The sequence below is a fragment of the Parapedobacter deserti genome, assembly GCF_042646065.1.
Classification (GTDB): domain Bacteria; phylum Bacteroidota; class Bacteroidia; order Sphingobacteriales; family Sphingobacteriaceae; genus Parapedobacter; species Parapedobacter deserti.
Map to the genome: position 1 here is coordinate 975,567 of NZ_JBHRTA010000038.1, position 15,999 is coordinate 991,565.

The window sequence follows — 15,999 nt, forward strand, 5'->3', positions numbered from 1 at the left end:
TTGCTGAAAATTGTCTTATTTCTAACAATAGTTCGGTATTTTTGTTACATTTATAACGAAAATGTATCTTTTTTGAAGAAATATTCATATGTTTGGCTATTGATGGAACTTGTTATCTGACGGTCCCATCGTTGATTTCTTTATTTTCCGTTGCATGAAGTTAAGTAAAAAGCAAGCAGTATTTGAAAGTGAAGTGCTCATGCGCTTCGAGTTATTCAATAGCCTGTTTATGACGTTGCCGTTTTATCAGGTGAAACATACGGGTACCTTGTTGCCCTTTTTTACCACCCACTGCGAACGTGGTGTGGAAGAGAAGCTTGACCCCGAAGCCATTATTGAAAGTTTTTTTGGCCAGTACGAACAATATGTCGGCGAATCCGAACAGATTGACCTGCTTTTCAGGATTATCCAATATATTGAGCGACAGGTGGTGCTGTTTGACGCGGTCGAGGATGCTGCTTTCCGGAAAACGGGCCGCTCAGATGAAGCGGGACTATTGGATTCGGTTCTTAAACAGACCGAAAACAATAAGGAGCTTCGCGAGCGGCTGCTGGAAAAACTGAAGGACTTTTCATTGCGAATTGTGCTGACGGCCCATCCCACACAGTTTTACCCCGGCCCAGTTCTAGCGATCATCACTGATCTTATCGAAGCATTAAAACGGAATGATATCAATAATATTCACCTGTTGCTGCAACAGTTGGGCAAAACGCCCTTTATGAAGAAGAGTAAGCCCACACCAGTGGATGAGGCCATCAGCTTAGCATGGTTCCTGGAAAACGTATTCTATCCGGTGGCTTCGGCAATCCAGGCGAAAATTGATGACGAGTTTGACCTGCAAGCTGATGAAAACAGGCAATTGGTAGAGCTGGGATTTTGGCCGGGAGGCGACAGGGATGGGAATCCTAATGTGACGGTCGAAAGTACCCGTCGGGTGGCTCTTCTGTTGAGAACCATATTATTCCGGTGTTACTACCGCGATTTCCGGCTGCTTAAAAGGCGCATTACCTTTAAAGGGGTCGAAAAATACATGGACATTCTCCAGCAATTATTTTACGAAAACAGCTTTAATCCCACGCACAACACTGACAACGAAAAACCAACCATTATCCATAACCTGAACCAAATTAAACGTGTACTCATCGAATATCACGATGGCTTATTTGTTGAGCTTGTGGATGATTTACTTCGTAAGGTGCGGACATTTGGCTGTTATTTTGCGACGTTGGATATCCGGCAGGACAGCAGCATCATCCGGCAGACGCATAGGTATCTTCGCGAAAGCCACGCCGACCGTGTCGGACTCGCCGGTGATTTTGAGCAACTGGATGAGACGGCCAAGCAGAACGCACTAAAATTTGAGGTACTTGACCTTAAACATGGCGAAGATGCCCACGCGTTGGTTGCTGATACACTTGATGTGATCCGGCTGATCAGGGAAATCCAACAATCAGGAGGTGAGCGTGCCGCCCAACGGTTTATCATCAGCAATTGCCAGCAGGCTTCCGACATCCTGGAATTGATGGAGCTGTTCCTCTGGAGTGGGTGGCATACCGAATCGCTACATATCGATTTTGTACCGTTATTCGAGACCGTCGATGACCTTAAACGTGCCGCTGCCGTGATGGAATCGCTATATACACACACGCATTACATCGCACACCTCAAGCGCCGGGGCAATAAACAGACTATCATGCTCGGGTTTTCGGACAGCACCAAAGACGGTGGATACCTAATGGCTAACTGGTCGATCTATAAAGCCAAAGTCGAACTCACGGCTATAGCCCGTCAGTATGACATAGACTTGGTCTTTTTCGATGGAAGGGGTGGTCCTCCGGCCCGCGGCGGAGGAAAAACCCAGCGTTTCTATGCGTCCATGGGAGAGGAAATTGCCAACGACCATATTCAGTTAACAATACAGGGGCAGACAATCAGCAGCCAGTACGGATCACTAGATACAGCAAATTACAATATCGAACAACTGCTACATGCGGGACTTACTTCGCATATTTGGCGTAAAGACGGGGATACCCTATCTGCCGAAAAAAAGGAGTTGATCGACTTTATGGCACAGGTTAGTCACGAGCAGTTTTTGTCGCTGAGGCATGATCCATTGTTTCTCAAATACCTGGAATGCTACAGTCCGCTCAAATTCCTATCGCAGATCAATATTAGCAGCCGGCCAGTGAAAAGAAACGCCGACAGGGAATTGCGGCTGGAAGACCTGAGGGCCATCAGCTTTGTTACTTCATGGAGCCAGCTCAAGCAAAATATCCCTGGATTTTATGGAGTTGGATCGGCACTTAAAAGGGCGGAGGAAACCGGTAAATGGGAGCAGGTAAGGGAGCTGTATGAGACGTCCGGGATGTTCAAAACGGTTATTGACAACTGTATGATGTCAATGTCGAAGTCTAATTTCGGCCTGACTTCCTATATCGAGCATAATGAGACCTTTGGCGGCTTCTGGAAGAAAATGCGAGATGAATATGAGCGTACCAAGCGGTATGTGCTGAAGTTGAGCGGAAGCAGCGTGTTGATGGAAAACTATCCCGTTGAGCGGGAATCGATCGCCATGCGTGAGAAAATCGTGCTGCCGCTGCTGATCATCCAACACTACGCTATAAAGAAATTGCAAGAGGGCAACTTAAGCGAAAAGGACAGCAAAGTGTTTTCCAAGCTGGTAACCCGGACCGTCTACGGGGTAGTCAACGCAGGTCGAAATCTCGCCTAATAGCGAGGTGATGTGACAAAACTATTGCCGGAAAAGACATTTTTAGCTAAGTTTGTTGCATTGAAACAGCCCGCGCATGCTTGCGGCATGTGGGTGAGTTATTTTACCACTTAGAAAACAAATTAAAAAGATGAAACTCAGGAATACTTTTTTTGTTGCAGCTTCGTTAGCCGTTTTGGCATTTGGTTCTTGCAGACAGCATCCCGGCGAATCAGTGAGTAGGGATATCTTGTATTACAGTGCCACCCGGATTGATACCGAAGGGTATGTGTTCTTTAAGTCGGTACACGCCAAAGTGGTACAGGAAACGCAGCTGGCTAAGGAAGTACAATCGGCTCAAGCGTCGCCCAAGGCTAAAGAGATCGCAGCAAAAGTTATAGACACGTATCAAGGAGTTGCTTCCGATCTAGAAAGTTATGCCAGGGAGCATTATGTCGTGCTACCTGATGCCGCGACACCTCCATTTTCCGTGCCCCATCATTTTCATCCTGACAGCTTGGGCAGTTTTAATAGCGAAGCATATATTGCCCATGTGCAGCATGAACAAGAAGGCATACTGGAGCAGTTTGGTCGTGCGGAACGCAATACCGCCAAGTCGTTAAGAAGCTATGCCAAAGAAAAGTTACCTGCTGTAAGAGAGCTTTTCGTGTTAGCCGGTGGTCAAGAAGACCAAGGCGCTCACCACTGATAAGCGATATAGCCATGTCCAGAAAAAGCATCGTTACAGGTATTTTGTCATATGGAATGTCCGGAAGGGTGTTTCATGCACCTTTTATTCATCAGAAGACCCGCTTTGAGCTCAGGGGCATTGTTGAGCGTCATGAAAAAAGGGCGAAGGAGCGGTATCCAACTATTATCAGCTACAATACGGTGGATGAGTTGCTAAGTGACGACAGAGTTGAACTCGTCATCGTCAACACACCGAACGATACCCATATGGACTATGCATCCAAAGCGCTTAAGGCGGGGAAGCATATTCTGGTTGAAAAGCCGTTTGCACCAAGCAGCAACGAAGCCAGAAAGTTGTTCGACCTTGGAAAAGAGGTCGGCAAACATGTGATGGTTTTCCAAAATCGCCGTTGGGACAGCGATTTCAAGCTGGTTAAACGCGTGGTAGAGCGTGAAATACTGGGTGAGCTGATCGAATTGCATGTTCGATTTGACCGTTATCGCCCCCAGAAAAGTGTGAAAACCTTTAAGGAACGGAAGATTCCGGGCAGTGGCGTGTTGTATGACCTTGGCCCTCACCTCCTCGATCAGGTAATCAGTTTGTTCGGCAAACCGGAAAGAAGTCTGAAGATCATCTCTACGCACCGGCCCGACTCTGAAGTTGATGATTTTGCCACGTTGGTGCTTAGCTACCCAAAAGGATTCACAGTATTCATTCATGCGAGCTTATTGGTGGCTAATCCACTGCCGGCTTATGTCTTGCACGGCGCCAAAGGCTCTTTTCAAAAAGTACGGGCGGACGTTCAGGAAGATCAATTACAGGGAGGGATTTCTCCCAAAGATCCAACCTACGGCATTGAGCCTCCAGGTAAAGAGGGACTGATCACACTCATGAAGCCCAACGGCGACCGTGAAATGCGCTATAGAGAGGCGCTTAAAGGTGATTATAATGGTCTTTTCAACGCCGTATACGCCCAGATTCGGAAGAATGAGCCTTTCCCCGTGAAACAGGAGGAGGTGCTTTGGCAAATGGAAATCCTGGAACAGCCCGCGTGGAACGGCTGACTAGGTCAGCTATTGGGCGGCAGGTACGTCATCCGTCGCAAGTATCCGGCCGATTTGATACGATGTTTGGTTGCCGTGAATTAATAATGGGTTAATATTAACGCAATGTTACATTGTTATTATTGGCCAGATAACATAATGCGGCCGTATGTTAACAATGGTGAAGCGTAAATACCCACTTATAAACCGCGAGATAAGCTGGTTATACTTCAATGAACGTGTGCTGCAGGAAGCTGCGGATAAGACGGTCCCATTGATCGAACGGCTCAGGTTTCTAGCAATTTTTTCATCCAACCTGGATGAGTTTTACAGGGTGAGGGTGGCCACACTTAATCGCTTGGTCGATATCAACAGTAAAACCAAAAGCATATTGGGTTTTAACCCGAAGAAAATCCTGAACGAGATCAAGAATACCGTAGTGAAGCTCGAAAAGCGGTTTGACTACCTTTACGAGCAGGAAATTATAAAAGAGCTTGAAGCACAGAAGATTTTCATCATTAACGAGCAGCAACTGAACGTAGCCCGGGGCACCTATGTACGCGAGTATTTCAGGCGGCACGTGTTGCCTACACTTGTGCCCATTATGCTGGAGGGTGAGGACGCGTCCAAGCCATTGCCTGAACTAAAAGACCGCCGTATTTATTTCATCGTAAAACTCACCTTTCGCAAGAAAGTGAGGTATGCGTTGATAGAAATACCAACAACCATTATATCCCGTTTCCTCATTTTACCCGAAAACAGGGGGCTGAAGTTTATCATCCTATTGGATGATATCATCCGGTATTGCTTGGACGACCTGTTTTTTATTTTCGAATACGATACGGTGGAAGCATTCAGCATACAGCTGACACGGGATGCCGAGCTGGACATCGATGCGAATATAAGTGAAAAGTTTGTAGACGCGTTGATGCAAAGCTTACAACGGCGGGACAAAGGTAGGCCGATGCGCCTTCTCTATGACAGCGATGTGCCATTGGATACGCTCAATTATCTGGTATCCCGGATGCAACTGGAGGCGGAAGCACTAATTCCCGGCGGACGATACCACAATTTCAAGGATTTTATTGATTTTCCGAACGTTGGTGGTCCGTCGCTTGAATATCCCGCCATGCCACAGCTACGGGTGAATGACCTGGATTTGGGGCGCAGTATATTTAGCCAAATGGCAAAGCGGGATTATCTGGTAAGCTTACCCTACCAATCATTTGATTATATCGTTCATATACTAAGGGAAGCTGCGATAGACCCGAAGGTGAAGGAAATTAGTATATGCCTATACCGGCTGGCTGAGAATTCTAGCGTCATAAATGCACTTATCAATGCCGCTCAGAATGGCAAAAAGGTAAATTGTTTGCTTGAACTGAAGGCACGGTTTGACGAAGAAGCTAATATCTATTGGCGGAACAGGCTCGAAGAGGGGGGGGTTAATGTGAATATTGGTGTTGTTCAGTATAAAGTGCACGCCAAGATTTGCTTGATCGCACGCCGGGAAAAGCGGGGACTGGTATATTATGCCAATCTTGCTACGGGAAATTTCAACGAGAAGACGGCTAAGTTGTATTGCGATCATAGCTTGTTTACTGTGAATCCGCTGATTACCAAAGATCTTAGGCGTCTCTTCAAGGGGCTGGAAAAGCAGACATTCCATCGGGGTTACAAAGCCATCATTACCTCACCGCTGGAAACGCGCAAGCGATTGTACGACCTCATCGAGAACGAAATCGAAGTGGCAAAGACCGGAAAGAGGGGGTACATGATTCTGAAGATGAACAGCCTATCGGATGAAGGGATAATAGGAAAGCTATATGAGGCAAGCAATGCCGGCGTCACCATCCAACTGATTGTCCGAGGAATGTGCTGTCTTGTGCCTGGCCAGGAGGGATTCAGTGAACGTATTTCGGTGCGAAGCATCGTGGATCGCTACCTTGAGCATGCCCGCATATGGATTTTTGGCAATGGTGGGGAAGAATTGATTTATTTATCGTCGGCAGACATGATGACACGCAACATAGACCGCAGGGTGGAGGTTGCCTTTCCAGTTATCGATCCTCACATCAGGCGCGAGGTGCGCGACATCATCGATATCCAGCTTCGCGACAATACGAAGGCCAGAGAGATCAACCAGTTTAATAATAACCGGTACATTGGTGCTAAAAATAAAATCAGGCATCGTGCACAGGAAGACATCTATAATTATCTAAAATATAAATCCTGATAAAAGGTGAGGTACGCAGCAATAGACATCGGATCGAATGCAGTACGGCTCTTGATAGCCGATATTATTCAGAACAACGATATTGTATCATTCAATAAAAACACGCTCGTGAGGGTGCCGTTGCGCCTGGGAGACGATGCGTTCATCGACCACCGGATATCTGAGCCAAAGGCCGTGGATTTGGTGAAGACGATGGTCGCTTTCCGCAATCTGATGGACGTGTATAAGGTAAGCGAATACATGGCCTGTGCTACATCCGCCATGCGCGAAGCTAAGAATGGTCAGGCGTTGGTGGATGAAGTTAAGGCTAAAGGTATTGATTTGCAGATAATCGACGGACGGGAAGAGGCTAAAATTGTTTACAATAGTCATATTGAGCAGCACCTGGGCAATAAAAAAACATATTTGTATATAGATGTGGGAGGGGGAAGCACCGAGCTCTCTTTATTTTCGGATACGCAACTGGTCGCTTCCGCGTCATTCAACATCGGTACCATACGTATCTTGGACAACCAGGATAAAGAAGAGACTTGGGAGGAAATGAAGGCTTGGGTCAAACATCATACGCGCATGTTCAAGACCATCTATGGCATTGGTACGGGCGGCAATATCAACAAGCTGTCCAGGCTTGCCAGCAGCAAGGAGGATAAGCCTATTTCTTACGTGAAACTGAAGTCAATGTATGAGTACCTCAATTCTTTTTCGCTGAAAGACCGCATCAATGTACTGGGACTGAACAACGACCGCGCAGATGTGATTATCCCGGCCTGTGAGATCTTTCTCACACTGATGAAATACGGCCACTTACGGCAAATTATTGTGCCCCGGGTAGGATTGGTAGACGGCATCATTCAAACGTTGATAGATAAACATATTTCTGCTCCGGTTGCTGAAAAAATTCTTGAATAAAGAAAAATTTAGCTTACTTTTGCGGCATCAACCCTGCGGAAGTGGCGAAATTGGTAGACGCACCATCTTGAGGGGGTGGCGCCCTACGGGCGTGGCAGTTCGAATCTGCTCTTCCGCACCAACCAAAAAGCCCCTGCTAAACAGGGGTATTTTTTTGCATTAGCACACTAAGCTTGCTTGAAATGGGTCTATGCAAAAATACCAAAGCACGACGTGCTGGTTCAATGAACTGAGGTCGCGATCATGTTAGCCGAATGCAAAACACTCGAAAACCGATCACACCTTGAAGGAAAAGAAGAAGATGGTAAAGAATAATCTTTTGACGATGACGTGGCTAATAAGCTTGTTGATTCTTTCTGCTTGCAATAAGGACACGCTGCAGCGAACACCTGAACATCCGGCAGGAGCCGGTAACTGGAACGAATTTTCAGTATCGGAACCGGCTTTTATAGATCAGGCTGGGGTAGATATGAGAGGCTACTGGCCGGATGGTAAAATATCTGTCGTTGAGAATGACCTTTCGGGGAAATATACGTTATACTGGGGAGAAAGATACAGTTTCCGGACGGTAGCTGAAACACCCTTTCCCGAAGACCATATTTCACAGGTAAGACCAGGGAACCGGGTTTTTGGAATCGGATTTGGAGAAAAAGCAGGTTTTACAGACGGCGGAGCGTGGTTTATCGGTATTTATAAGCTAAAAGACGGTAGGCTTGCCGGATTTTTCCATGCCGAGAGTCATTGGGGCGGGTTACAGGCTTACAAAAGTATCGGGGTGGCATATTCATCTGACGATGGGTTGACATGGACCCGCGGTGAAAAGATATTAAACGTAGATTACCCAAAGCCAGCAAATCCGCGCTGGAGCGGTCTCGGTGATGGATGTGTCATATACGACGAGGAAAACGAACGATTTATTTGTTATTACTCCGCTTTTGTAGACAATCAAGACTATAAAATATGTATGGCAATATCGGAGGACGCTTCGGGAGCACCCGGTACCTGGAAAAAATGGGATGGCCAACGTTTCTCGGTCGAAGGGTATAATCCCAGCAACAATTTAGGCGGCAGGGATTACGGCATCGCTGGCCTGAAGGTTCGCTCGGGCGCCAATCCGTCGGTGATGTGGAACGAATACCTCAAGCGGTGGGTCATGGTGTACGCCGGATGGAACGAAGTGCTCTACATGTCTGCTAGCGATGACGGAATCGCCTGGGAAAGACCGATAGCGATCACAGATGTCGTGAATGAAACCGCTCGCTATCCCAACCTCATCAGCGAAAACGGCGATTTAAAAGGTGGGAGCGTCGTAAAATTGTATTATGGCCGTAACCAAAATTCGGCGGGCGTAAGGCAATTTGCCTTACGGACAATTACCTACGATGAACAACCTTAGCTTCGTACCGCTATCTGTAAGCTCACGCTGAAACTAAACGCGCGGCGAACACAGCTAAGTTGTGTCTTTTGGAGCCTTAATTTTGGAGCGTTGTTCTGGCGTAAGGTCTTTGAATTCCGCGTAGGTGTCCATAATGTAAAGTCGCAGATCAGCTTCGTCTGCCGTAGAAAGGAACTTAGTTGAAGGACGATACTTAGTCATGTATAGATCCAGCTCTTCCCCCTTCAATGGGGTGAGGGCCATGATGGCTTCTGGCGTAAAGCGGGCATCGACCTTTCGACGGTCCTGCTCGGCTAGCAAAAGCTTATAGCGCCGACGTGCTTGCTTGCCTTCCTTGCCGAACCACCGGGATGGCGAAATGCGGACACCGCCTCGGCGCTGGGAAGCTTCGGAAAACTGGCCTTCTTCCTCGGCACGTTTTATTTCCGTTTGCAAGCGGCTGTCTGTCATTGCTTGTATTTGTACCTCGTCAATCAGGATGCTGCTGCCATCTGGTGTCATGTATATCCGTTTGATGTCAAACTCAATGACCACTAATGTGTCGGTACGGTATCCTGGATATTCAAATCGCAGCCGCTCGTTTTTCTGCACAGCAATACTAAAACTTCCGTCCGCTGAGCTTTCGGCTGCTGCACCGGTATTTAAGTTCTTTATTTCGACATATTGCAGGGGCTCGCCGCTGTCCAGCTCGAGTATATAGCCGCGTAAAACCGAATTTTGCTGCGCAACAGCGACCGGAGTGCTAAGGGTGCCGATAAGTAATAGAACATACAGGGTCTTAACTAACATTTGTTTCATCATATCGAGTAGCATGGGCTGTTATTATAGACACTGTATGTTCTTGTTTGTTTAATGTTTCGGTAATTAATGCCGTTATTGTGCAGGCGCCTCCCAGCGGTTGTTGTCCGGGTTGTGGTCGGGATATACCTTATCGGGGTCAAGTTGTACCGCTATCACCTGCTCGGTGGTCGGATATCTGAATGTCCACGAGGTATTCCGTTCCCAGATTTCAACAGGCAGTTTGACACGGTGGATTTCGCCGCCTTTTGTCGTGATGTCTACCACTACAGGCATGGGCAGCTTTTCGAGGTTGTCAATGGTGATCAATACACCGTTTGCAGGATCATTATCCTGATAGGTTACATTGCGTATTGCCTGATCAAGCCGCCAGTTGTATTTAAACCAGCCGCGCCAGAACCAGCTGAGATTCTCGCCAGCGACATTTTCGATGGTGCGGAAGAAATCATCCGGCGTCGGGTGCTTGTATGCCCAGCGGTACAGATAAGCTTTGAATGCCCGATCGAAGCGCTCGGGGCCGAGGATTTCGTCGCGGAGCAGGCGGAGCCCAAAACCAGGCTTTAAGTAAGCGAGCATCCCTATATTGCGTTCCTGCATGTTTTGCGGAGCGCTCATAACAGGTTCAAGGTCCGGTCGAGTCAAAGCCTGTGCCAACCGATTGGCGTCGCCCATCGGCCGGTAGTATTCCCCGTTGTTGAAGGATTCAGTAGACAAGTCATTCATGAACGTATTAAACCCTTCATCCATCCACGCATGCAGGCGCTCATTGCTCCCTACGATCATTGGAAACCAGATGTGACCGAATTCATGGTCAGTCACACCCCACAGTCCTGCCGCTTTGGATTTGTAGCTGCAGAAAACAATGGCTGGATATTCCATTCCGCCAATATCCGCTGCGACATTGATGGCCACGGGGTAAGGATACTCCATCAACAGCTGCGAATAAAATTCGACGGATGCCTTCGTGTATTCGGTTGAGCGCTCCCAAGCGTTCCCACCATTGCTTTCCACTGGATAGGCCGACAGTGCTAATGCGGTTTTACCGCTTTCAAGGTTTATTTTCGCACCATCAATAATGAAAGCTGGCGAGGACGCCCAGGCAACGTCGTGAGCATTCTCAAGCCTGAATCTCCACGTCAGTTCCTTTCCTTTCGGACGGGATTCCGGCTGGATTACTTCTTCAGCTGAACGGATCATGACGGTTTTGTCGCTTTTCTTTGCGTGGTCTAGCCGTTTTACCTGTTCGGGGGTATATACCTCATTCGGGTTAAGCAGTTCCCCACCCATAACTACGATGTGATTGGCTGGCGCGGTAATTTCCACGTCATAGTCGCCGAACTCCAAATAGAATTCGCCTGGTCCGGTATAGGGCTGCACATTCCAGCCGAGGATATCGTCATATACGGCCACCCGTGGAAACCACTGGGCGATAGCGAATATTTTGCCGTTTTGGGTCTCCAGTACCCCCGTGCGGTCGGCACCATGCGTGGGCACGATGTATGAATAGTCAATGGTAATAGACGTTTTGCCGCCGTTCGGCTTCAGCGGTTCGGGCAGAAACACTTGCATACGGGTATCAGTAATCAAGTGTTCTGCAGCTGCGCCAGAGCCAATCTTCACGGATTTGATATCATAGCCACCGTCAAAATCAGATAAGGCATTACCGTAACGGCTCCGGGTGAGCGGTACGATTTTTCGGCCACGGCCCTCCTTTGAAAACATGTTTTGGTCCAACTGCAACCAGATGAAGTCAAGCAAATCAGGGCTGTTGTTGGTGTATTCCATAATAACCGTAGCGGTAATCTCGTTGGTCTGGTCATTCAGGCGGGCGCTGATTTTATAATCCACGGCATTCTGCCAGTATTTAGGTCCGGGCATACCGCTTGCAGAACGGTATTCATTACCGTTGTTGCTGTAGAAGAATGGGCTGAACGCTTCTTTATAGTCGTACTTACTCGCTACGGTTTGTGCCGTCGTAAGCGTTGGGAAAATGCCGACCAGCGACATGGTGCCGATGCTGATAATGCTTAGTATGATTAGTGATTTTTTCATCTGTGATTATTAGTTGGTTTGCCTATTTAAATTTTATTGCATATTCGTCGGGATTGAATCCCAAAATAAGGCCTTTAGGGCTCTCTATCACGGGGCGTCTGATGACACTCGTCTTGGCTTGCATTAACGTAAAAGCAGATTGCGCATCTACTGCGGCACTTTGCTCTGCAGGCGAGAGCTGCCGCCAGGTCGTACCCTTTTTATTTACCAGCGGCTCCCATCCGATTTCTTTTGCCCACATTTTCAGCTTTTCTTCAGAAACGCCTTCCTTCTTGAAATCATGAAACGTATAAGGAATATTGTTCTCTTCTAACCAAGTAAGTGCTTTTTTAACCGTATTGCAATTTTTGATCCCGTAAATGTGCATAAAAGATGTTTTGAAGCAAACATACTACAAATACAGAACAAGTGAATAACGATTCTGCTAATTTCCGTTAAAAACAGTGGCCGGCATCGAGTTAAGTTTGTTGGTAGTTCCTGTCGGTTTTGCTGTCTTTGGCTGAGAACGAAAGCATGTAACCGGATGGTGAATGGTAAGGTTGTGAAGGTAGCGAAAGCGATGAAGTCGAGTAGATAGTTTCGTGCGAAATCCTTACCTTCGTACCGATGGATAATTTTATCGTTTCGGCTCGTAAATACCGTCCCGCCACCTTCGATACGGTGGTAGGCCAGCAGCATATCACGGTCACCCTTAAAAATGCCATTAAAAACAAGCAGCTTGCTCAGGCATTCTTGTTCTGCGGCCCGCGGGGTGTTGGCAAAACAACCTGTGCCCGTATCTTGGCTAAGACCATCAACTGCGAGCAGCTTCGGGACGATGTAGAGGCCTGTGGTCAGTGCGATAGCTGCAAGTCCTTCCAGCACGGCAATTCCTTCAGCATACATGAGTTAGATGCCGCTTCCAACAACTCGGTAGATGATATCCGTAGTCTGATAGACCAGGTCCGTATACCGCCGCAGACCGGAAAATATAAGATTTATATTATTGATGAGGTGCACATGCTATCGCAGCAGGCATTCAATGCCTTTCTAAAGACGCTTGAAGAGCCACCTGCTTACGCGATATTTATCCTCGCCACCACGGAAAAGCACAAAATCCTGCCAACCATCCTTTCCCGATGCCAGATTTTTGATTTTAATAGGATAAAGGTTGGGGACATGGCCAGCCACCTGGCCGCTATCGCAACAAAGGAAGGGGTATCGCATGACCCGGACGGGTTGCACATTATTGCCCAGAAGGCGGATGGCGGCCTGCGCGATGCACTTTCAATGTTCGACCAGATCGTAAGCTTCTCTAATAAGGCAGTGACATACCAGGCCGTCATAGACAATCTCCATATTCTGGATTTTGAATATTATTTCGGGCTTACGGATGCCATTATAAAAGAAGACTCTCCATCGGCGTTACTTCTTCTTGACGAAATCCTTTCCCGTGGATTTGACGGAAGCCATTTCATCAGCGGGCTGGCATCGCATTTCCGCGATTTGCTGGTGGCAAAGGAGCCTGCGACGCTGAAATTGCTGGACACTAGCGATACCATCAGGCAGCGGTATATGCAGCAATCCCAGCAGGCATCGCCGGGGTTATTGCTTTCTGCACTCAATATTGCAAATCAATGCGAAATCAATTACCGCACGAGCAAGAACCAGCGCCTGCAGGTAGAGCTGGCCTTGTTGAAGATGTGCCATATCGGGTCAGCCATCCAGTTGGCGAAAAACGGCGCGGTGCAACTCGTTAACGGGGAGGCTGAAAAAAAAAAGCTTAATGAGTCGGTAACGGCGGTCGCTGCATCCGACAGGCCGGATGAACCGGCCGATGATTCGGCGGCGGGTGCGAGGCCTGTCGCAGCCACAGCTAGTCATGTCGCTCCCGCCGAACCGGGACCACGGGTTGCAGACCGTCAACCATCCGCCGCCGTTTGTGATCCCGCTCCGGCTACCACCATGAAAAGCCGCTCGTGGGGCAGCGTAAAGCTGAGTAATGCTATTCCCGATTTAACCAAAATCTTCGATGACAAGGAAGCTGAAACAGGTGTCGACGAACCCGAACTGCTGAGTGGCGACGAACGCGAACATTTCACCCATGAAGACTTACTGAAGCAATGGCACGCTTACGCCGATAGGCTGAAAGCGGAAAACAAGATTAACCTGTTCACTTTGATGACAGCAAACCCGCCGCAACTCTTGGCTGATTTCCAGATCGGGGTAGTGGTAGAAAATTCTATCCAACAGGATTTGCTGAACAGTTCGAAAATCGATATCCTGAATGATCTCCGGATGAAGCTCCGGAATTTCGCCATAGACCTTCAGCCGGTACAGGTGGCACATGAGACCGTGCGCAAGCCGTATACTGCACAGGAGAAATACCAAGCGATGGCCTCTAAAAATCCAGCGCTTGATACGTTGCGAAGAGCGTTTGATTTGGGATTGGAGTAAACCACAATAACGGCGTTATGCCCGTTTGAGCTGCTGCTCCCCTAATAGCCACGCGGCTTTTCGCGGTGGTTCCAATTTGACGCTTGGCGACTCTTCAGCATGTTTGCGGATGTGCGCCACCACGTCTTCCACGGAGTCTGTAAAAAGAAGGAGGTCCATGTCTTCCGGACTGATGGTCTCTTCGTCCATCATCCGCTGCACATGCGCGATGATTTCCTGGTGAAAGCCAACTCCCATCACCACAATGGGGAACCGCTGAATCTTGCCGGTTTGAATGAGCGTCAGTGTTTCAAAAAATTCATCCAACGTGCCGAAGCCGCCGGGCAGCACGATAAACGCAAACGAATATTTCCGCAAAAGTTCTTTGCGGACAAAAAAATATTCCATAGTTACAAACCGGTCAAGGTAAGGATTATGTTTTTGCTCGTGGGGCAGTAAAATGTTACATCCTACAGACAGCGCGCCTGCCTCTTTTGCTCCCCGGTTGGCGGCTTCCATAATGCCCGGCCCGCCCCCGGTCATAATGGCGAAACCTAACCTGCCGATTTCCGCAGACACACTACGGGCCAGTTCATAGTAAGGATGATCCGCTTTAAAACGGGCCGATCCGAAAACTGTGACGCACGGGCCGATAAAATGCAACCCCCTAAATCCTTTAAGAAACTGCATCACAACACCACCTACATATTTCAATTCTTTCCATCGGGCGCGGGCGCCTTCCAAAAATTTTTTTTCTTCTTTTACAAACGCGTTGCTCATGGTGTTGATGTATGTTGATAAATTGCCAATTAAGTTGTGTCGCTTATATTTTGCTGCTTTTCAAAGGGAACGCAATCCAGCGTATCCAATAGCGCCTTACCAGCAGCGGCTAGTGAAGCAGCTGATATCTACTTACAATGCCGCTTGCCTTTTCTGGCAACTAATATGCGAATTTTTTGTGAAACGTTACCGATAGTGGTCTAGCGCTGTTGGTTCCCACCGTTCGAGCAGCTGCGGCAACTGGCTGAAATCGCCGATCTCGGCGTCTGAAATTTCAAGCTCGTCGATGCCCCATTCTTCCCAGCCCATGACATTCAACCACACGGTTTTGCAGCCAATTTCCTTTGACGGCAAAATATCCCGGTTGTAGGAGTCGCCCACAGCTACACACTCCTCTGGGGCATACCCCAGCCGTTTCACGCCTTGCTCATAAATCTCCGTATTGAGGTGTGGAATTGTGTTGGTGGTCTCAATCACGTCCGCAAAGTATTGGCGGACCTCGAATTCAGCCAGCACAGCGTTGAGGTTGCCATAAAAATTGGAAACCAACACGATGGGAAAGTTACTGGATAGGCCTTCCAGGATATCCCGAGTTTTCCGCAATGTGCGTGCCACAAGTTCGTTACATTCTTTGGCCATGGTGTTGACAAGCGAATAATCTAAGCTGTAACCATGTCCTATCAGGTAATCGAATTGCCTGTTGATTTTTTGAGTAAGCACATCCAAAAAAACGTCAGACGGCTGAATGACATCTTTGGCAGCAAGTGCATCTTCTGAATAGGCATAAGCTCTGTTGAATACTGATTTGTCCAATCCGATGATATGCCGCTGGAATTTGTGCCACAGTATGGCACCCCAATGCTGCCCATTGGTATCTATGGTGCCTTCGTAATTCAGTAAGATCCCTCGTGTTTGCATAATGCTATTTGTAAAGTCGATAAGTGGATATTTGACTTTTCGTGCGCCCTG

Annotated in this window: 12 protein-coding genes and 1 tRNA gene; 8 read left to right on the top strand and 5 right to left on the bottom strand. The window is 47.9% G+C overall.

Annotated features, from left to right (window positions below; genetic code table 11):
• Positions 1-154 precede the first annotated feature (154 nt).
• The 7 genes from ACFOET_RS16705 to ACFOET_RS16735 all read left to right on the top strand — a co-directional run bounded on the left by ACFOET_RS16705 (position 155) and on the right by ACFOET_RS16735 (position 8,985).
• Positions 155-2,731 carry a phosphoenolpyruvate carboxylase gene (locus ACFOET_RS16705; protein WP_379024736.1) on the top strand — a complete coding sequence of 859 codons (2,577 nt, stop codon included), beginning with the start codon at positions 155-157 and terminating at the stop codon, positions 2,729-2,731.
• Positions 2,732-2,861: 130 nt separating this feature from the next.
• Entirely contained in the window at positions 2,862-3,419 is a 558-nt protein-coding gene (locus tag ACFOET_RS16710) for a hypothetical protein (protein WP_379024738.1), read from the top strand.
• 14 nt (positions 3,420-3,433) lie between these two features.
• Positions 3,434-4,465 (top strand): Gfo/Idh/MocA family oxidoreductase, encoded by a 1,032-nt coding sequence (locus tag ACFOET_RS16715; RefSeq protein ID WP_379024740.1) that lies wholly within the window; start codon positions 3,434-3,436, stop codon positions 4,463-4,465.
• 157 nt (positions 4,466-4,622) lie between these two features.
• A complete protein-coding gene (gene ppk1 / locus ACFOET_RS16720) occupies positions 4,623-6,680 on the top strand; it encodes a polyphosphate kinase 1 (RefSeq protein ID WP_379024742.1) in 2,058 nt (685 codons plus the stop codon).
• 6 nt (positions 6,681-6,686) lie between these two features.
• Positions 6,687-7,589: a Ppx/GppA phosphatase family protein gene (locus ACFOET_RS16725; RefSeq protein ID WP_379024744.1), complete on the top strand. Its 903-nt coding sequence runs from the start codon at positions 6,687-6,689 to the stop codon at positions 7,587-7,589.
• A 35-nt stretch (positions 7,590-7,624) separates the two neighbouring features.
• Positions 7,625-7,710 (top strand) — tRNA-Leu (locus ACFOET_RS16730).
• Between the two features lie 204 nt (positions 7,711-7,914).
• Entirely contained in the window at positions 7,915-8,985 is a 1,071-nt protein-coding gene (locus ACFOET_RS16735) for a glycoside hydrolase family protein (protein ID WP_379024746.1), read from the top strand.
• Positions 8,986-9,039: 54 nt separating this feature from the next.
• Here the strand turns inward: ACFOET_RS16735 and ACFOET_RS16740 are convergent, their stop codons facing one another.
• The 3 genes from ACFOET_RS16740 to ACFOET_RS16750 all read right to left on the bottom strand — a co-directional run bounded on the left by ACFOET_RS16740 (position 9,040) and on the right by ACFOET_RS16750 (position 12,202).
• Complete coding sequence (locus ACFOET_RS16740; RefSeq protein WP_379024748.1) at positions 9,040-9,774, bottom strand: peptidase associated/transthyretin-like domain-containing protein; 735 nt, start codon at positions 9,772-9,774, stop codon at positions 9,040-9,042.
• A gap of 84 nt (positions 9,775-9,858) precedes the next feature.
• Positions 9,859-11,835: a M1 family metallopeptidase gene (locus tag ACFOET_RS16745; protein WP_379024750.1), complete on the bottom strand. Its 1,977-nt coding sequence runs from the start codon at positions 11,833-11,835 to the stop codon at positions 9,859-9,861.
• A 22-nt stretch (positions 11,836-11,857) separates the two neighbouring features.
• Positions 11,858-12,202, bottom strand: coding sequence for an ArsC family reductase (locus tag ACFOET_RS16750; RefSeq protein ID WP_379024752.1), 345 nt, complete (start codon positions 12,200-12,202; stop codon positions 11,858-11,860).
• 239 nt (positions 12,203-12,441) lie between these two features.
• Between ACFOET_RS16750 and ACFOET_RS16755 the strand changes: the two genes are divergently transcribed.
• The gene (locus ACFOET_RS16755) at positions 12,442-14,271 is read left to right on the top strand and encodes a DNA polymerase III subunit gamma/tau (RefSeq protein WP_379024754.1); all 1,830 of its coding nucleotides are present in this window, start codon (positions 12,442-12,444) and stop codon (positions 14,269-14,271) included.
• A 15-nt stretch (positions 14,272-14,286) separates the two neighbouring features.
• On the opposite strand, the gene ACFOET_RS16760 is transcribed toward ACFOET_RS16755, so the two are convergent.
• Positions 14,287-15,030, bottom strand: a complete 744-nt coding sequence (locus ACFOET_RS16760; RefSeq protein ID WP_379024756.1) for an LOG family protein — start codon at positions 15,028-15,030, stop codon at positions 14,287-14,289.
• A gap of 186 nt (positions 15,031-15,216) precedes the next feature.
• Positions 15,217-15,948: an HAD family hydrolase gene (locus ACFOET_RS16765; protein WP_379024758.1), complete on the bottom strand. Its 732-nt coding sequence runs from the start codon at positions 15,946-15,948 to the stop codon at positions 15,217-15,219.
• Positions 15,949-15,999 lie beyond the last annotated feature (51 nt).